Here is a 16714-nt window from a genome sequence, read left to right on the forward strand (position 1 = left end):
AACGTACATCCTAAGGGCACACGGACGGGCCTGTGCCGCCGTCTGCACGACAATCTCCCGCGTCAGCAGAAAGCACCAGAGCAAAGGCATCATGAGCAACTCGAACATCGTCATCATCGGCGGCGGCCACGCGGCGGCGCAGCTGTGCGCCGGCCTCGTGGGCGCAGGACAGGGCGCGCGCGTGCACCTGGTCTGCGAGGAAAGCCACCTCCCCTACCATCGGCCGCCGCTTTCCAAGACCTTCCTGAAGATGCCCGACGAGGCGCTGCAGCCGCATCGTGCCGAGGCGTGGTACGGCGAATCCGGCATCACGATGCACCAGGGCGATCCGGCGGTGGCTATCGATCGCGAGGCGCGCACGGTCACGCTGCGTTCCGGTGCGGTGATCGGATGGGAGCGGCTGGTGCTGGCGACCGGCACCCGGGCACGCCGGCTGTCGGCGTTGGCAGGACTGGACAACGTGGCGCTGCTGCGCGCCGCCGATGAGGCCGCTCAATTGCGAACGATGCTTGCTGCGGCGCAGCAGGTCACGGTGCTCGGCGGCGGCTTCATCGGGCTCGAGGTGGCGGCCACGGCGCTCGGTCTCGGCAAGGTGGTGACCGTGCTGGAAAGCGCGCCCCGATTGCTGAGCCGGGCCGTGTCGCCGACTTTGTCGGAACATGTGCTGGCGACGCATCGCGCGGCCGGCATGGATGTCCGGATCGGCGTGCAGACGGGAGCGCTGCAGTGCGAGGGCACGCGGCTCGTCACCATCGAGGTGGACGGCCAGCCGCAGCCGGTCGACCTGCTGCTGCTCGGCATCGGCGCGGTGCCCGAGACGACGCTGGCCCAGGCCGCCGGGCTCGAATGCGCCGACGGCATCGTGGTCGATGCCTACATGCAGACCAGCGACGAGGCGGTGCTGGCCATCGGCGATTGCACGCGCTTCCCCGATCGGCGCGCCGGCGCGGCGCTGCGGCTGGAGTCGGTGCAGAACGCCAACGATCAGGCGCGCACGGCGGTCGCGACGCTCACCGGCGCCCCACGGCCGCACGATGCGGTGCCGTGGTTCTGGTCCGACCAAGGCAGCCTGCGCCTGCAGATGGCGGGACTGGTGCCTGCGCCGGGCACGCCGGGCGCGATCATGGTGCGCCGGCCCGGTGCCAGTGCGGCATCGTTCTCGCTGCTGCACTACGTCGAGGGCCAGCTGCACTGCGTCGAATCGGTCAATGCGCCCGTCGATCACATGATGAGCCGCAAGCTGCTCGACGCGGGGCGCAGTCCCGACCCGGCGGTCGCGGCCGATCCGGCCGTGCCGCTGAAGACGCACCTCGCGTAGCGACGGCTAACCGGTGACGCCGTCGTGATGCGGCGCGAGGCTCCTGCGGATCTCGGCGTCCATCACCCGCGTGCCCGCGGCGAGCGCGGCCTCGTAGGTGTCGGAGCCGTACTCCGCGGTCTTCAGCACCTTGCGCGGCGTGCCGCTGGTGTCGGTTTCGAGCAGCGTCCAGACAAAGGAGCCGGGCACCTGTTCGTCGATGGTGAGCTTGATCGGATTTTTCATGGTTCCATGGTGAACGCCGACGCGGCGATTTTCTGTAGGCCGATGCCGACGTGAAGGTCAGCCGCTTCGCGCGGCCCCGGCCTCGCGGCCGGCCTCTTCCGATTCGCCCGCGTACGCACCGGCACGCAGCAGCGCCGCGCCCAGCAGCGCCGCGGCTGCTGCGAAGAGCGCGCCGACGATGAAGGCCAGCTGGTAGCCGCCGACGAGCGCCGCCGGCACGCTCGCGCCCGCAGCGCGCAGCGCCTCGGTGCGGGCCTCCGCCAGGCTCGCGAGCACCGCCAGGCCGAGCGCGCCGCCCATCATGAAGGCAGTGTTGACCACACCCGATGCCAGGCCCGATTCGCTCGGCGCGACATCGCTCATCGCCACCAGCAGCAAGGGATTGAGCGCGATGCCGGCACCGAGCCCGAGCAGCAGCATGCCGGGCAGCACGTGGCGCGCGAAGCTGCCGTCGACCGGCGCGCCGGCGAACAGTGCGAGGCCCGCCGCGGCCAGCAGCAAGCCGACCGACAGGGGCCGCCGATGGCCGAAGCGCATCACCAGCTTCGCCGACCCGCCGAGCGAGAAGGCCGCCATGATGAGGTTGGCCGGCAGGAAGGCCAGCCCGACCTGCAACGGGCTGTAGCCCAGCACCACTTGCAGGTAGAGCGCGGAGATGAAGAACCACGCGAACATCGCCGCCGACCACAGCACGCCGATTGCATTGGCCGTCGTGAGATTGCGCAAGCGGAACAGGCCGAGCGGCATCAGCGGATGGCGCACGCGCGCCTCGATAAAAAGAAAGAGCATGAAGAGCAGCGCCGCGGCGCCGAGCATGGCCAGTGTCTCGACCGAGGTCCAGCCGACCTGGTTGCCGTTGACGATCGCGTAGACCGCCAGCATCAGCGCGGCCGTCACGGTGAGGGCACCGCCGACGTCGAGGCGCTCGCTGGAGGCCTGGCCGCGCGCCGCCGGCAGCAGCGCCAGGCAGAGCGCGTAGACCGCGATGCCGATCGGCAGGTTGACCAGGAAGATCCAGTGCCAGCTGAGCGCATGGGTGAGCAGGCCGCCGAGCAGCACGCCCACGCTGCCGCCGCCGGCGCACACGAAACCGTAGACGCCCATCGCCTTGGCGCGTTCGCCCGGCTCGGTGAAGAGATTCATGATCAGCGAGAGCGCGACGGCCGAGACCACCGCGCCGCCGAGTCCTTGGATGGCCCGCGCGGTCACCAGCCAGCCTTGCGAATTCGACAGGCCGCAGCCCAGCGAAGCCACCGTGAAGAGCGTGATGCCGAGCAGGAACAGCCGGCGGTGGCCATACAGATCGCCGAGCCGGCCGCCCAGCAGCAGGAAGCCGCCGAAGGTCAGCATGTAGGCGTTCACCACCCAGACCAGCGAGCTTTCGGAGAAGCCGAGGTCTTGCCGGATCGAGGGCAGAGCGACGTTCACGATCGTGGTGTCGAGCACGATCATCAGCACGCCGAGGCAAAGAACGAGAAGTGCCAGCCAGCGCCGCCGGCTGTCCATGGAATGGGTCATCGCGAATTCGGTTCCCGGTTTGTGTACACCATCCACAAACCATAGCAGAGGCAATGGACGGCGTCCACATCTGCGTCTTCGAGAACCCGCGCGCCGCCGCACGTCGGTGATGTGCGGCGGCGCGGCGGAGACGATCAGTAACGGTAGGGGTTGTCCGGGCGGCGATCGAAGCGGTTGGGCACGCCGTCGCCGTCGCGGTCCCGGTCGTAGCGATTGGGCACGCCGTCGCCATCGCGGTCCCAGCGGCCGCGCCGTTCATCCCAGCGTCGCTCATGGTGGCCGCGCCATTGCACGGGCGGCGCAACGTAGGCCGGCGCCACGATGTAGCCGCGCTGCGGCGGTGGCGGCGGATAGAAAGCGCCGGGGTGTGCCTGGGCCGGCACGGTGAATGCGGCCAATGACAGCAGGGCTGCTGCGCCGGCGGCAAAACCAAGTTTTCTCATGGCGACTCCTTGGGAGTGGAAGGAGCCTTGATGCTGCGCGCGGCGTGTCAAGCTGACGTAAGGCTGACGCGAAGTCTTGTAGTCATTTGTTTGTGCCAGTCGCTGGCGCAAAGTTATCTTGAGTAGTTAAAATGTATTACATGAATACGGATCGCGACAATTTCCAAGACTGGGCTCGAGACAAACCGGACACCTCGTTCGCGGCACTCCACCGGGCCGATGGGGTCGACGCGCAAAAGGCGCCCGTCGTCAAATGGGGGCGGCTCGCCATTTTCGCCGTCCTCGGCGTGGCGCTTGTCCTTGCCTTCAAGCTGCTGGCCGGCCTGTGAAGACCCGCTGAAATCGACCCCTTCCGCATCGGCTCAGGCCGGCGGAACATCGCCACCCTTCTGCCGCTCGCGAAAGAGCGCCGCGCGCATCAGGAAGATGGTGGTGACAGGTGCCGTGAGCGCGATGAAGAGCGCGATGAGTGCCGCATGCAGGAACAGGCTGAGGCCCTGCACCGAAAAATAGACGATGGTGGCCAGCGTCATGCACCACACGCCGAGCGTGGCACCGAGCGTCGGTGCGTGGATGCGACGGAAGAAGGTGGGCAGCCGCACCAGGCCGAAGGAACCGATGGCTGCGAATGCAGCGCCGAGCACGGCGAACACCGCCGTCAGGATCTCGGCCCACAGCGGCAGCGGGCCGCCGATGAAGTCGCTCATGGCAGCGCCTCCGTCGTCATTCGATCACCTCGCCACGCAGCAGAAACTTCGCCAGCGCGGTCGAGCCCACGAAGCCGAACAGCGCGATCAGCATCGCCGCCTCGAAGTACACGTTGCTCGCGTAGACGATGCCGAGCACCAGCATCATCAGCATGCCGTTGACGTAGAGGCAGTCGAGTGCCATCACGCGGTCCTGCGCGGTCGGGCCGACGAGCAGGCGCGCGAGCGCGCACAGCATCGCCACGGCGAGCAGCAGCAGCGCGAGCTTGAGGGCCCAGAACAGAATCGGCGTCATGATTCGAAGATCTCCATCAGCGGCCCTTCGTAGCGTTCCTTGACCATGTCGATGAAGGCCTGCACATCGTCCAGATCGAAGACATGGATCAGCAGCATCGAGCGGTCGAAGGCGATCTCGGCCCATGCGGTGCCGGGTGTGAGGCACAGAATCATTGCGAGCACCGCCAACCCGTTGGGATCGCGCAGCACCAGCGGCACCCGGACGAAACGAGGCGCCATGTCGGCGCTGCGCCGAGTGAGCAGCAGGCGCGCAACCGTCAGCGCCGAGCGCACCAGATCGATCGCGATCACGCCGGCGAGCCGCAGCGCGACGCCGGGCCGGCGCATCCGCACGGTGGCTGGCCGCAGGCCTTGCGTCAGCACAGGGACCACGAGCGCAAGAATGGCGGCGAGCAGCAGCGTGGCCGGATGCAGCGACTGGTTCAGCAAAACCCACACGACGAAGAGCGCCAGCGAAAGTGGCGGCGACGGAAGCCAGCGCTTCATCACCGGGTAGCTCCGGGATGGGTCGCCCGGCTCGGCACCTGCCGGGCGCCGAACACGGCCTGGCGATAGGCGTCCGGCGAGTACAGGCTCTCGGCCGTCGCCGCGGTGTGCTGCATCACGGGGCCGGCTGCCAGCGTCAATGCGAGGCAGGTCGCCAGCAAGGCGGCCACCGGCAGCACCTCGAGCGCGCGCAGCGCAGGAATCGTCGCATGCGCCTGGGTCCAGAAATGACGGATGCCGGTGCGGCTCAGCGCGATCAGCGAGAAAAATCCCGACACGATCAGAAGCGCCATGAAGGTCCAGCCGGCCGGCGAGACGCGGCCGGCATCGAGCAGTCCCGAGAGCATCGCGAACTTGCCGATGAAGCCCGACAGCGGCGGCAACCCCGTCAGCAGCAGCGTGCAGCCGACGAAGCTGAGGCCGAGGAAGGCCACGCCCGCCGGAATCGCGCGGCCGTAGAGCGCCTGGGCATCGTCGTCGAGGTTCACGTCGGTCATCGACTGCAGGTCCTCGGCGAGGAAGGGTGCTCGGCCCGCCGCCTCGTGCGGCGCAATGCTCACGCCGGCATTGCGCCAGCGCTCGATCATGTCGATCAGCAGGAAGAAGGCGCTCACCGCGAGTGTCGATGTCAGCAGGTAATAGAGCGCTCCCGCCCAGACCGCCGGCTGGCCGAGTCCGATCGCCGCCAGCAGCGTGCCGGCCGACACCAGCACGCTGTAGCCCGCGAGATTCGACAGCCGCTGCGTGCCGACGATGCCGAGCGCGCCAACGAACAGGGTGGCCAGTCCGATCGCGATCAGGACGTCTTGTCCGAACTGGGCCGAGACGCCCGTGTCGGGCGCGAACAGCAGCGTCCACAGCCGCAGCACGGTGTAGACGCCGAGCTTGGTCAGCAGCGCGAACACCGCCCCCACCGGCGACACGGCGGCGCTGTAGGCCGGCACGAGCCAGAAGTTGAGCGGCCACGCGCCGGCCTTGGCGAAGAAGGCCGTCGCGAGGATGGCAGCGGCCGCGTGCACCAGGCCGCGGTCGGCCGGTCCGAGTTGCGCGATGCGCAGGCCCAGATCGGCCATGTTCAGCGTGCCGGTCACGCCATAGAGCAGCGCCGCGCCGACCAGGAAGAGCGAAGAGGCGGCCAGATTGATCGCCACGTAGTGCAGACCGGCCTGCACGCGCAGCCGTCCCGAGCCGTGCAGCAGCAATCCGTACGAGGCGGCCAGCATCACCTCGAAGAAGACGAAGAGGTTGAACAGATCGCCCGTCAGGAACGCACCGTTGAGCCCCATGAGCTGCAACTGCAGCAGCGGATGGAAATGCACGCCCGCGCGGTCCCAGCGCGAGGTGGAGTAGATCGAGGCGGCGAAGGCGACGACGCCGGTCAGCGCGACCATCATCGTCGACAGCGGGTCGGCCACCAGCACGATGCCGAAGGGCGCGCGCCAGTTGCCCGGCAGGTAGACGCCGATCGAGCCCGGGCCGCCGCCGGTCTCCGGCGCATTGACCCAGCGCAGCAGCGCGAGCGCGGCCAGCAGCCCGATCAGGCCCGAGATCACGCTCAGCGCCGATTTGATGCGGCGGCGTTCTTCGCCCAGCAGCAGCATCAGCGCCGCCGTCAGCATCGGCACCAGGATCGGCACGGCGACCAGGTGCGGCATGCTGAATTCGAGCAGCCGGTCGAGCCAGGCGGACGGCGTGATCATCATCCGCGGCGCTCCGAACGTTCCTCGCCATCGACATGGTCGGTGCCGGTCAGGCCGCGCGAGGCCAGCAGCACGACGAGGAACAGCGCCGTCATCGCGAAGCCGATCACGATCGCGGTGAGCACCAGCGCCTGCGGCATCGGATCGGCCGTGTTGGCGAGCGTCGCGGCGAAGCCCGGCAGCAGCACCGGCTCGCTGTCGACCTTGAGCCGGCCCATGCTGAAGATGAAGAGATTGACCGCGTAAGAGATCAGCGTGAGACCCATGATCACCTGGAAGGTGCGCGGGCGCAGCAGCAGGTAGACGCCCGAGCCGGTGACGACGCCGATGGCGATGGCGAGCACGATTTCCATCTCAGTCGTGCTTCTCTTCTGCCCATCGATGGCTGCGCACGGATTGATGCGCCAGCGCAGTGAGGATCAGCATGGTTGCGCCGAGCACCAGCGCGAACACACCCATGTCGAAGAACAGCGCGCTGGGCACATGGATCTCGCCGAGCAGCGGCAGATGCAGGTGCGCGGTGTGCGTCGTGAGGAACGGAAAGCCCCATGCCACCGCGCCCGAGCCGGTGGCCAGCGCGAGCAGCAGGCCGATCGCGATCCAGCGCCGCGGGTAGATGCGCAGATGCTCTTCCACCCACTCGGTGCCAGAGACGATGAACTGCAGCACCAGCGCGACCGACATCACGAGCCCGGCGACGAAGCCGCCGCCCGGCTGGTTGTGGCCGCGCATGAAGAAATAGACCGAGACCAGCACCGACAGCGGCAGCAGCAGTCGCACCAGCACGGCGGGCACCATCAGGTAGCCGACCGCGGTGTCCTTGGCGCGGCGCGGGTTCAGCAGATCGCTGCTGCCGTTGTCCGCCTGTGCCCGCTGCTGCGCCGGCAGCGCCATCGATTCGATCGCTGGACGAAAGCGCCGCAGCAGCGCATAGACGGTCAGCGCGACCACGCCCAGCACCGTGATCTCGCCGAAAGTGTCGAAGCCCCGGAAGTCGACCAGCATCACGTTGACCACGTTGGTGCCGCCGCCCTCGGACAGCGCGCGTTCGAGGAAGAAGGGCGAGATGCTTTGCGGGAACGGTCTCGTCATCACGGTCCATGCGAGCGCCGCCATGCCGCAGCCGGCGGCGATGGCGATCGCGAGATCGCGCGTGCGGCGTCCCCAGAGCCGCCATCGTGTCTGCGCAGGCTGTGTCGTGGCGGTGCGCATCGGCAGCCAGCGCAGGCCGAGCAGGATCAGCACCGTGGTCACCGTCTCCACCACCAGTTGGGTGAGCGCAAGGTCGGGTGCCGAGAACCAGATGTAGGTGATGCAGCACACCAGGCCCGCGCCCGAGGCCAGCATCAGCGAGGCCAGCCGGTGAAACTTGGCCTGCCAGGCCGCGGCGAGCGCACATGTCGCGCCGAGGAGCCATGTCATCGCGAACATCGGCGAGAAGGGCAGCAGCTCGCGCGTGCCGCGTTCGGCGGGCGCGAGCCAGAGCGACGCTGCCGCGCCGCCCACCGCGACGATCACCAGCAGGAGCAATTGCGCCTGCAGCCGCCGCGTGCCGAACAGGCGCCGGCTGCGACGGCCGGCTTCGCCGAGGCGGGCGAGCAGGTTCTCGAACACCCGCTGGCCGTCGAAACCGTGCAGCAGCGGCGTGTACTCGAGCGCACCGCGCGTGCGGCCGCGCCGCTGCAGCAGGTAGAGTGCCGCACCGCCGGCCAGCGCGATGAAGCTCATCAGGAGCGGCAGGTTGAAACCATGCCACACCGCAAGGCTGTATTCGGGCAGCACGCCGCCGACCACCGGCGTGGCGGCCGTCGCGAGAAAGGCGCCCACCGACCAGGCGGGCGCCACGCCGACCACCAGGCAGGCCAGCACCAGCAGTTCGACCGGCACGCGCATCCAGTGCGGCGGCTCGTGCGGCTGCCTCGGCACGGCGGGTCCGCAGGGCGGGCCGAAGAAGACATCGAACACGAAGCGCGCCGAATAGGCAACGCTGAAGATGCCGCCGAGCGTCGCGACGATGGGCAAGGTCCAGTCGACCCACGGCGTCGCCTGGATGAAGACCGTTTCGGCGAAGAACATTTCCTTCGACAGAAAGCCGTTGAGCAGCGGCACGCCCGCCATCGAGGCACTCGCGATGATCGCGAGCGTGCCGGTGATCGGCATCAGCTTGAGCAGCCCGCTCAGCTTGCGGATATCGCGCGTGCCGCTCTCATGGTCGATGATGCCGGCCGCCATGAACAGCGAAGCCTTGAAGGTCGCGTGGTTCATGATGTGGAACACGGCCGCGACTGCGGCGAGCGGACTGTTGAGGCCGAGCAGCAGTGTCGTGAGACCGAGGTGCGAGATCGTCGAATAAGCCAGCAGCGCCTTGAGGTCGCGCTGGAACATGGCGACATAGCCACCGAGCAGCAGCGTGGCAGCGCCGGCGCTGCTCACCAGCCAGAACCATTCGTCGGTGCCGGAGAGCACTGGCCACAGCCGCGCCATCAGGAACACGCCGAGCTTCACCATCGTGGCCGAATGCAGGTACGCGGACACCGGCGTGGGCGCCGCCATCGCGCGCGGCAGCCAGAAGTGGAACGGGAACTGCGCACTCTTGGTGAAGGCCGCCAGCAGCACCAGCACCAGCGCCACCGGATAGAGCGGATGCGCACGGATCGCGTCGCCCGAGGCCAGCACCACGTCGAGGTCGTAGCTGCCGACGATGCGGCCCAGCACCAGCACGCCGGCCAGCAGGCACAGGCCGCCCGCGCCGGTGACGGTGAGCGCCATGCTGGCGCCGCGCCGCGCATCGCGCCGGTGATGCCAGTAGCCGATCAGGAGGAAGGAGAACAGGCTGGTGAGTTCCCAGAACAGCACCATCTGCACCGTGTTGCCCGAGAGCACCACGCCCATCATCGCGCCCATGAACGCAAGGAAGAAGGAGAAGAAGCGCGGCACCGGATCGGACGCCGACATGTAGTAGCGCGCATAGAGCACCACCAGCGCGCCGATGCCCAGCACCAGCATGCAGAACAGCCATGCGAAGCCGTCCATGCGGAACACCAGATCGAGACCGAGCGCGGGCAGCCACTCGATCTCCTGCCGGATCACGTTGCCGTTGGCGAGATGGGGAAAGAGGAACGCGGTCTGGATCGCGCAGCCCAGCGCCACCATGCCTGCCAGTGTCGACTCCCGATTGCGGGCGTTCGACGGCAGCAGGGCCGCGAGCACGCTGGCAATGAAGGGAAGTGCGACAAGGAAGGCAAGGGGCATTGCGATCGATTCTATCGAGCGCCCCTCGGAGAATTCTCGACTTCAGGCCATGAAGTGCTGCACCGTGCGGAAGCCCAGCCAGGTCAGGCACAGCGAGCCGCCGAGGTGCACGGCGATGGTGCCCAGTGCGAGTCCGGGTCGGCCACCGAGCAGCATGCCGACCACTTCGGCGGAGAAACTGGAGAAGGTGGTGAGTGCGCCCAGGAACCCGGTGATCACCATGAGCCGCCAGGCCGGATCGATGTCCGGCATGCCGTCGAACACCCCGATGGCCGCGCCGATCAGGTAGCCGCCGATCAGGTTCACGGCCAGCGTGCCCCATGGGATCAGACCGCCGGGATTGAGCCACAGGGCAAAGCCCCATCGTAGAAGTGCGCCGGTGCAGGCAGCCGCGCAGATGACGAGGACATTCAACAGCATGCGGCGATTATCCGGGGCCGCCGGGTGGCGCCATGCGCCCTCGGCGTCGAAAAGGACGGGCCATGAAAAAGCCGCCCGAAGGCGGCTTGTCTTTCATCGCCGCCGCCATGCGGCGACGGCACCGTTCAAGGTTTCGCGACGGCCTTCTTCGATTCGGTCTTCGCGACCTTGGCGGGCGCAGCGGCGCCGTTGAAACTCTCGCCGTTGACGGTGAGGCCCTCGGATGACAGCTTGGCGGCCTTCTTTTCCTTCACGCCCTTGACGCGCGTCATGAGGTCGGGCCAGTCCTTGAAGGCTCCTTGCTTGCGTGCCTCGACGATGCGCTTGGTGAGCGAGGGGCCGACGCCCTTGAGTCCGTCCAGTTCCGCGTCGCTGGCCTTGTTGGCATCGACCGCTGCCCACGAGGCGACAGCAAACAACATGGCCGCGATGGCCACGATTTTCTTCAGCATAAAAACTCCCTGCATTGTTGTTTGAGAGACGTTGGAAGGCGTCCCGCCTGACACCGGACGCGCCAGGCGTCAGTTCAACGTCAGCGCGCGCGAAGCGGTTGACGCCGCCGAGACTCAGAGTTCTTCGACGCGCCGCGGCGGGTAGCTGTCCCAGGCCTGGCAACCCGGGCAATGCCAGAAGTACTGATGGGCTTCGAAGCCGCAAGCCGCGCACCGATAGCGCATCAGCGGCCGCGTGGCCTGATCGAGTGCGCGCTGCACCTGCGGATGAAACTGCTCGTGATGAAAGCGTTCACCGGCCAGCCAGCGCGATGCCGCCACGAGGGAAGGCTGCAGCGTCAGGTGGGCGATGTAGCCGTCGCGCGCTTCTCTGGGTTCGGTCTGTTCCTCGTCGGGCAATGCCGGCGCGCCGCCCAGTGCGATGATCGCCTCGAGCACATCGATCGATGGCGACTCGACGTAGCGGCGCTGAAGCAGGACCAACGCCTCGCCGGCGCGCTGCGCAGCGACGGCCGCCTGCTGCAGCATCGCGGCATAGAGGGGCAGTGCGAGGGGCGCGCTTTCGCTGAGCGAAGCGAGCGTCTGGAAAGCCTCGGCGGATTCGCCGTTGCGCAGTTGCAGTGCCGCGGTGTCGATGGCCGGCCGCGGTGCCTGCGGTGCCAGCGCGACAGCCTGTTGCAACAGCTGCGCCGCGCCATCGAGCTCGCCGGCGGCCACCTGTTCGGCCGCCTGCTCGCACAGATGGTGCGCGCGGCGCGTGCTGTAGCTGGCCTGCTCGGATTCGTCGAGCTTCTGCGCCACCGCTGCGGCCTGCGCCCATTCGCGCGACCGCTCGTAGATGGCGAGCAGAGAAAGGCGCGCCTCGTTCTCGTAGCGCGTGCCTTCGAGCTTCTGCAGCGCGGCTTCGGCGCGATCGAGCAGGCCTGCGCGCAGGAAATCCTGTGCGAGCGCATGCTGTGCACGGTCGCGATCGGCACGGGAGAGATCGCCGCGGCCCAACAGGTGTTCGTGCACGCGCACGGCACGCTGGTATTCGCCGCGACGGCGGAACAGGTTGCCGAGCGCGAAGTGCAGTTCCTGAGTGTCGGGATCGTTCTGCACGGCCTCGATGAACGCATCGATCGCCTGGTCCTGCTGCTCGTTCAGAAGAAAGTTGAGACCGCGAAAGTAGGCCTTGGGCGCCTGGCGGTTCTCGATCCGCAACTGCCGCAGGTCGAAGCGGGAAGCAACCCAGCCGAGGATGAACGCGATGGGGAGCCCGAGCAGCAACCAGCTGAGATCAAAGTCCATGTTGGCGCACGGCGGGCAGGTCGGTCGTGGGCGTCGCGGACATCGGCACGGCGGCGGGCGGCATCGGCGCGGGAGGCAGTTGCGCCGCCGCGCTACGGTGCTTCCACCAGCCCGGCAGCATGCCGAGCGCGCCGACCACGAGGCCGCCCGCAAAGGCCGCGAGCACCACCAGCACCAGCGGCGCCCGCCACGAAGTTCCGAAGAAGAAGTACACCGTCGCGTCGTGCTGGTTGTTCAGCGCGAAGGCGAAGAGGGTAAAAAAAATGGCTGCCTTCAGCAGCCACAGGAGGTATTTCATGCACGTCCCCGTTGGCGGGGGAATTCTATGCCGGCCTATCGCGGCATCGGCATCGGGCAAAGGTCGGGGCTGTCTCAACCGTGCTTGCGCTGCTCGGCGTCGAGCTCCGCGGTGCGCGCGTCGACCGCTTCTCGCAGCGCCTTGCCCGGCTTGAAATGCGGAACGCGCTTCTCGGGAATCTGCACGCTCTCGCCCGAACGCGGGTTGCGGCCGATGCGAGGCGGGCGACGATTGACCGTGAAGCTGCCGAAGCCGCGAATCTCGATGCGGTGCCCGCGCACCAGTGCATCGCTCATCGCATCAAGAATGGTCTTGACGGCGTATTCGGCATCGCGGTGCGTCAGTTGCGCGAAGCGCGCCGCCAACTCTTCAACAAGGTCTGAACGAGTCATAAACCACAGAAGGACACGGAGAGCGAAGCCCTCCGTGCTGTCGTCTGCTTATTTCTCGCTGTTGTCCAGCTTGGCGCGGAGCAGGGCGCCCAGGCTCGTCGTGCCTGCGTTTTCGCGGGCCGACTGCTGGCTCAGGCTGGCCATGGCGCCCTGTTCGTCGACCATGTCCTTCTGCTTGATCGACAACTGGATGTTGCGGGTCTTGCGATCCACGTTGACCACCACGGCCGTGACCTCGTCGCCCTCCTTGAGCACGTTGCGTGCATCTTCCACGCGGTCGCGGGAGATTTCGCTGGCGCGCAGGTAGCCGATGATGTCTTCGCCGAGGTCGATCTCGGCGCCGCGCGCGTCGACGGTCTTGACCTTGCCGGTGACGATCTGGCCCTTGTCATTGACGGTGGTGAAGGTCGTGAACGGGTCGCTGTCGAGCTGCTTGATGCCCAGGCTGATGCGTTCGCGGTCGACGTCCACCGCCAGCACGATCGCTTCGACTTCCTGGCCCTTCTTGTAGTTGCGCACGGCGGTTTCGCCGGGTTCGTTCCAGGAGAGGTCGGACAGGTGGACCAGGCCGTCGATGCCGGCAGCCAGACCCACGAACACGCCGAAGTCGGTGATCGACTTGATCGGGCCCTTGACGCGGTCGCCGCGCTTGGTGTTCTGCGCGAACTCCTGCCACGGGTTGGCCTTGCACTGCTTCATGCCGAGGCTGATGCGGCGCTTGTCTTCGTCGATTTCCAGCACCATGACTTCGACTTCGTCGCCGAGCGAGACGATCTTGTTCGGCGCGATGTTCTTGTTGGTCCAGTCCATCTCGGACACGTGCACCAGGCCTTCGATGCCGGGTTCGAGTTCGACGAACGCGCCGTAGTCGGCGATGTTCGTGACCTTGCCGAACAGGCGCGTGCTCTGCGGGTAGCGGCGCGAAACGCCCATCCACGGATCGTCGCCCATTTGCTTCAGACCCAGCGAGACACGGTTCTTCTCGGTGTCGAACTTGAGGATCTTGGCGGTGATTTCCTGGCCGGCCTGCACCACTTCGCTCGGGTGGCGCACGCGGCGCCATGCCATGTCGGTGATGTGCAGCAGACCGTCGATGCCGCCGAGGTCGACGAACGCACCGTATTCGGTGATGTTCTTGACGACGCCGCGCACGACTGCGCCTTCCTTCAGGGTTTCCATCAGCTTGGCGCGTTCCTCGCCCATGCTGGCCTCGACCACGGCGCGGCGCGAGAGCACCACGTTGTTGCGCTTGCGGTCGAGCTTGATGACCTTGAATTCGAGGGTCTTGTTCTCGTAGGGGGTCAGATCCTTGATCGGACGCGTGTCGATCAGCGAACCCGGCAGGAAGGCGCGGATGCCGTTGACCAGGACCGTGAGGCCACCCTTGACCTTGCCGCTGGTGGTGCCGGTGACGAAATCGCCCGATTCGAGCGCCTTCTCGAGCGCGAGCCACGAAGCCAGACGCTTGGCGGTGTCGCGCGAGAGGATGGTGTCGCCGTAGCCGTTCTCGACGCTGCCGATGGCAACGGAAACGAAATCGCCGGCCTGGACTTCGAGTTCACCCTTGTCGTTCTTGAACTCCTCGATCGGCACGTAGGCTTCGGACTTGAGGCCTGCGTTGACCACGACGTGGTTGTGTTCGACACGCACGACTTCGGCGGTGATGACCTCGCCAGTGCGCATCTCGGAACGCTTCAGGGATTCTTCGAAAAGGTCGGCAAAAGATTCAGACATTGTCAGTGTTCCTTCCGTCACGCAGGGTTGGCAGTCGCAATTGCAAGATCGCGGCGACTGGCTGGGGTCTGGAGACGGCGGTTGTGGGCTTGCGGCCCGGTTGAGAGTTGAACAACCAGCACGCCAGTGCGCTGTCGCGCGATGGGGGCCTGCTGGACCGAAACACCCTTCAAGAAGACTCGAAGGGCTGTACTTCCTGCCACCAGTTCAGCACCTGCTCGACCGATTGCTCGATCGAAAGCAGGGAGTTGTCCAGGAGGCGGGCATCAGGCGCCGGCTTCAGCGGCGCGACGCTGCGGGACGAATCCCGCAAGTCACGCGCTTCCAAGTCGGCACGAAGACTGTCAATTGTAGTCGAAATACCCTTTGAAATCAATTGCTTATGGCGCCGTTCGGCACGCCGCGCGGCGCTCGCGGTGAGGTAGACCTTGAGCGGCGCATCGGGAAAGATCACGGTGCCCATGTCGCGGCCATCGGCGACCAGGCCCGGCAATTGCCGGAAGTTCTTCTGCAGCATGAGCAGCGCGTTGCGCACGGCCGGCAACACCGAGACACGGGAGGCGTCCATGCCGGCGGCTTCGGTGCGGATGGCGTCGCTCACGTCTTCGCCGGCCAGGAGAACCTTGCCCTCGGCGAAACTGAGCGGGAGGCTCCCCGCCAGTTCGGCGATGAGGCTTTCCTGCCCGGGCTCGGGTGCCAGACCCTGGCGGCGCATGGCCAGGCCCGTCACACGGTAGAGCGAACCCGAGTCGAGATAGTGGTAGCCGAGCCGTCGCGCCACCTCGACCGCGAGCGTTCCCTTGCCGGACGCAGTCGGTCCGTCGATGCAGATCACGGGCACGCCGACAGGCTCGGTCACCGTGAACAGCGCTTCGAAATAATCCGGAAAGGTCTTGGCGACGCAGTGAGGTTCGAGAATGCGCACCGGCAAGCCGGCCGGATTGAAGGCGGCCAGTGCGAAGCACATCGCCACGCGGTGATCGTCATAGGTGCGGATGCTCGCCGCCTGCCAATCCGATGCCGCCAACGGATGCACGCGGATGAAGTCCGGGCCGTCCTCGACGGTGGCACCCAGCTTGCGCAACTCGTTGGCCATGGCGTCGATGCGGTCGGTTTCCTTCACGCGCCAGCTGGCGATGTTGCGCAGGGTGCTGGGGCCATCGGCATGAAGCGCCATGATCGCGAGCGTCATGGCCGCGTCGGGAATGTGATTCGCGTCCAGATCGATGGCCTTCAGCGGCCAGGCGCTGCGCGAAGCTTCGAGCCAGTTCGGCCCGCTGTCGATGCGCGCACCCATCTGTCGCGCCGCTTCGACGAAGCGGATGTCGCCCTGGATCGAGTCGGCGCCGACCCCTTCGATCCGGACCGGCGCGCCGCCCGGCCGGCCCGCGGCCATGGCGCCGAGCGCGATGAAATAGCTGGCCGAGGAAGCATCGGCCTCGACATGGATTTCGCCGGGCGAGCGGTATCGGCTGCCGGCCGGAATCGTGAAGCGCTGCCAGCCGTCGCGCTGCACGGCGATGCCGAAGCGTGCCAGCAGATTGAGCGTGATCTCGACGTAGGGCTTGGAAATCAGCTCGCCGACCACTTCGATCACGATGTCCTGCCGGGCTGCCGCCAGCGGAAGCGCCAGCAGCAGCGCCGTGAGGAACTGACTCGAGACATCGCCGCGAACGCGGATCGGCGCATCGAGCTGCAGCGAATCGGGCGCGACGGGATGGATGCAGAGCGGCGGAAAGCCCGGATTGCCGAGGTAATCGATGCGGCAGCCGAGCTGGGTCAGCGCATCGACCAGGTCGCCGATCGGCCGCTCGTGCATGCGCGGAACGCCGCGCAGTTCGAATTCGCCGCCGAGCAAGGCGAGTGCCGCGGTCAGCGGCCGCATGGCGGTGCCGGCATTGCCGAGGAAGAGCGAGGCGCGCGGCGTGCGCAACCGGCAGCCCAGCCCTTCGACGCGAACCGTGGTGCCCATGCTTCGCTCGATGCCGCAGCCCAGCGCCGCGAGCGCATCCAGCATCACGCGCGTGTCGTCGGAATCGAGCAGGTCGCGCACGGAGGTCGTGCCGTCCGCCAGCGCCGCCAGCAGAAGCACGCGATTGGAAATGCTCTTGGAACCTGGCAACCGGACGGTGCCGGCCGCCCCGGCGAGCGGGGGAATGTCGAGAAAGGGCGTGGAGAACAT

At 67.2% G+C, this 16714-nt stretch carries 18 protein-coding genes; 2 read left to right on the forward strand and 16 right to left on the reverse strand.

Features of this window, described 5'->3' with window-relative positions; all coding sequences use genetic code 11:
- The first annotated feature begins 91 nt into the window (after positions 1-91).
- Complete coding sequence (locus E5P2_RS07565) at positions 92-1318, forward strand: NAD(P)/FAD-dependent oxidoreductase (RefSeq protein WP_162566513.1); 1227 nt, start codon at positions 92-94, stop codon at positions 1316-1318.
- Positions 1319-1324: 6 nt separating this feature from the next.
- On the opposite strand, the gene E5P2_RS07570 is transcribed toward E5P2_RS07565, so the two are convergent.
- The 3 genes from E5P2_RS07570 to E5P2_RS07580 all read right to left on the reverse strand — a co-directional run bounded on the left by E5P2_RS07570 (position 1325) and on the right by E5P2_RS07580 (position 3504).
- Positions 1325-1543 (reverse strand): hypothetical protein, encoded by a 219-nt coding sequence (locus E5P2_RS07570; protein WP_162566514.1) that lies wholly within the window; start codon positions 1541-1543, stop codon positions 1325-1327.
- 57 nt (positions 1544-1600) lie between these two features.
- The gene (locus E5P2_RS07575) at positions 1601-3061 is read right to left on the reverse strand and encodes a DHA2 family efflux MFS transporter permease subunit (protein WP_162566515.1); all 1461 of its coding nucleotides are present in this window, start codon (positions 3059-3061) and stop codon (positions 1601-1603) included.
- Between the two features lie 134 nt (positions 3062-3195).
- Positions 3196-3504 (reverse strand): thrombospondin type 3 repeat-containing protein, encoded by a 309-nt coding sequence (locus E5P2_RS07580; RefSeq protein WP_162566516.1) that lies wholly within the window; start codon positions 3502-3504, stop codon positions 3196-3198.
- Between the two features lie 131 nt (positions 3505-3635).
- On the opposite strand from E5P2_RS07580, the gene E5P2_RS07585 reads away from it, so the two are divergent.
- Positions 3636-3833, forward strand: a complete 198-nt coding sequence (locus E5P2_RS07585) for a hypothetical protein (protein ID WP_232080616.1) — start codon at positions 3636-3638, stop codon at positions 3831-3833.
- Between the two features lie 33 nt (positions 3834-3866).
- Here E5P2_RS07585 and mnhG read toward each other — a convergent pair whose 3' ends face one another.
- The 13 genes from mnhG to E5P2_RS07650 form a co-directional block, all read right to left on the reverse strand.
- Entirely contained in the window at positions 3867-4211 is a 345-nt protein-coding gene (gene mnhG, locus E5P2_RS07590) for a monovalent cation/H(+) antiporter subunit G (protein ID WP_162566518.1), read from the reverse strand.
- A 16-nt stretch (positions 4212-4227) separates the two neighbouring features.
- On the reverse strand, positions 4228-4506 hold the full coding sequence (locus E5P2_RS07595; RefSeq protein ID WP_162566519.1) for a K+/H+ antiporter subunit F: 279 nt from the start codon (positions 4504-4506) through the stop codon (positions 4228-4230).
- Positions 4503-4994 (reverse strand): Na+/H+ antiporter subunit E, encoded by a 492-nt coding sequence (locus tag E5P2_RS07600; RefSeq protein ID WP_162566520.1) that lies wholly within the window; start codon positions 4992-4994, stop codon positions 4503-4505. The genes E5P2_RS07595 and E5P2_RS07600 overlap by 4 nt, the downstream gene beginning before the upstream one ends.
- Positions 4994-6694 (reverse strand): monovalent cation/H+ antiporter subunit D, encoded by a 1701-nt coding sequence (locus E5P2_RS07605; RefSeq protein WP_174262647.1) that lies wholly within the window; start codon positions 6692-6694, stop codon positions 4994-4996. Before E5P2_RS07605 ends, E5P2_RS07600 begins: the two co-directional genes overlap by 1 nt.
- Entirely contained in the window at positions 6694-7047 is a 354-nt protein-coding gene (locus E5P2_RS07610; protein WP_162566522.1) for a Na+/H+ antiporter subunit C, read from the reverse strand. Before E5P2_RS07610 ends, E5P2_RS07605 begins: the two co-directional genes overlap by 1 nt.
- Position 7048: 1 nt before the next feature.
- Positions 7049-9946, reverse strand: a complete 2898-nt coding sequence (locus tag E5P2_RS07615; RefSeq protein WP_162566523.1) for a monovalent cation/H+ antiporter subunit A — start codon at positions 9944-9946, stop codon at positions 7049-7051.
- Positions 9947-9988: 42 nt separating this feature from the next.
- Positions 9989-10366: a fluoride efflux transporter CrcB gene (gene crcB, locus E5P2_RS07620; protein ID WP_162566524.1), complete on the reverse strand. Its 378-nt coding sequence runs from the start codon at positions 10364-10366 to the stop codon at positions 9989-9991.
- 125 nt (positions 10367-10491) lie between these two features.
- Complete coding sequence (locus tag E5P2_RS07625) at positions 10492-10818, reverse strand: ComEA family DNA-binding protein (protein WP_162566525.1); 327 nt, start codon at positions 10816-10818, stop codon at positions 10492-10494.
- Positions 10819-10932: 114 nt separating this feature from the next.
- The gene (gene lapB, locus E5P2_RS07630) at positions 10933-12108 is read right to left on the reverse strand and encodes a lipopolysaccharide assembly protein LapB (RefSeq protein WP_162566526.1); all 1176 of its coding nucleotides are present in this window, start codon (positions 12106-12108) and stop codon (positions 10933-10935) included.
- Positions 12098-12406, reverse strand: coding sequence for a LapA family protein (locus E5P2_RS07635; protein ID WP_162566527.1), 309 nt, complete (start codon positions 12404-12406; stop codon positions 12098-12100). Before E5P2_RS07635 ends, lapB begins: the two co-directional genes overlap by 11 nt.
- A gap of 74 nt (positions 12407-12480) precedes the next feature.
- Complete coding sequence (locus E5P2_RS07640; protein ID WP_162566528.1) at positions 12481-12798, reverse strand: integration host factor subunit beta; 318 nt, start codon at positions 12796-12798, stop codon at positions 12481-12483.
- 48 nt (positions 12799-12846) lie between these two features.
- Positions 12847-14532 (reverse strand): 30S ribosomal protein S1, encoded by a 1686-nt coding sequence (gene rpsA, locus E5P2_RS07645; protein WP_162566529.1) that lies wholly within the window; start codon positions 14530-14532, stop codon positions 12847-12849.
- 169 nt (positions 14533-14701) lie between these two features.
- Entirely contained in the window at positions 14702-16714 is a 2013-nt protein-coding gene (locus E5P2_RS07650) for a bifunctional 3-phosphoshikimate 1-carboxyvinyltransferase/cytidylate kinase (RefSeq protein ID WP_162566530.1), read from the reverse strand.

This window comes from Variovorax sp. SRS16 (genome assembly GCF_901827165.1).
In the GTDB taxonomy this organism is placed as follows: domain Bacteria; phylum Pseudomonadota; class Gammaproteobacteria; order Burkholderiales; family Burkholderiaceae_C; genus Variovorax.

Excerpts from the sequence above, each read along its gene's own strand:
- E5P2_RS07595 (WP_162566519.1), bottom strand. The coding sequence starts at position 4,506 with ATGACGCCGATTCTGTTCTGGGCCCTCAAGCTCGCGCTGCTGCTGCTC.
- E5P2_RS07565 (WP_162566513.1), top strand. The coding sequence starts at position 92 with ATGAGCAACTCGAACATCGTCATCATCGGCGGCGGCCACGCGGCGGCG.
- crcB (WP_162566524.1), bottom strand. The coding sequence starts at position 10,366 with ATGCTGTTGAATGTCCTCGTCATCTGCGCGGCTGCCTGCACCGGCGCA.
- E5P2_RS07580 (WP_162566516.1), bottom strand. The coding sequence starts at position 3,504 with ATGAGAAAACTTGGTTTTGCCGCCGGCGCAGCAGCCCTGCTGTCATTG.
- lapB (WP_162566526.1), bottom strand. The coding sequence starts at position 12,108 with ATGGACTTTGATCTCAGCTGGTTGCTGCTCGGGCTCCCCATCGCGTTC.
- E5P2_RS07610 (WP_162566522.1), bottom strand. The coding sequence starts at position 7,047 with ATGGAAATCGTGCTCGCCATCGCCATCGGCGTCGTCACCGGCTCGGGC.
- E5P2_RS07570 (WP_162566514.1), bottom strand. The coding sequence starts at position 1,543 with ATGAAAAATCCGATCAAGCTCACCATCGACGAACAGGTGCCCGGCTCC.
- E5P2_RS07650 (WP_162566530.1), bottom strand. The coding sequence starts at position 16,714 with ATGTTCTCCACGCCCTTTCTCGACATTCCCCCGCTCGCCGGGGCGGCC.
- E5P2_RS07605 (WP_174262647.1), bottom strand. The coding sequence starts at position 6,694 with ATGATCACGCCGTCCGCCTGGCTCGACCGGCTGCTCGAATTCAGCATG.
- E5P2_RS07635 (WP_162566527.1), bottom strand. The coding sequence starts at position 12,406 with ATGAAATACCTCCTGTGGCTGCTGAAGGCAGCCATTTTTTTTACCCTC.
- rpsA (WP_162566529.1), bottom strand. The coding sequence starts at position 14,532 with ATGTCTGAATCTTTTGCCGACCTTTTCGAAGAATCCCTGAAGCGTTCC.
- E5P2_RS07600 (WP_162566520.1), bottom strand. The coding sequence starts at position 4,994 with ATGAAGCGCTGGCTTCCGTCGCCGCCACTTTCGCTGGCGCTCTTCGTC.
- E5P2_RS07625 (WP_162566525.1), bottom strand. The coding sequence starts at position 10,818 with ATGCTGAAGAAAATCGTGGCCATCGCGGCCATGTTGTTTGCTGTCGCC.
- E5P2_RS07575 (WP_162566515.1), bottom strand. The coding sequence starts at position 3,061 with ATGACCCATTCCATGGACAGCCGGCGGCGCTGGCTGGCACTTCTCGTT.
- E5P2_RS07640 (WP_162566528.1), bottom strand. The coding sequence starts at position 12,798 with ATGACTCGTTCAGACCTTGTTGAAGAGTTGGCGGCGCGCTTCGCGCAA.
- mnhG (WP_162566518.1), bottom strand. The coding sequence starts at position 4,211 with ATGAGCGACTTCATCGGCGGCCCGCTGCCGCTGTGGGCCGAGATCCTG.
- E5P2_RS07615 (WP_162566523.1), bottom strand. The coding sequence starts at position 9,946 with ATGCCCCTTGCCTTCCTTGTCGCACTTCCCTTCATTGCCAGCGTGCTC.
- E5P2_RS07585 (WP_232080616.1), top strand. The coding sequence starts at position 3,636 with ATGTATTACATGAATACGGATCGCGACAATTTCCAAGACTGGGCTCGA.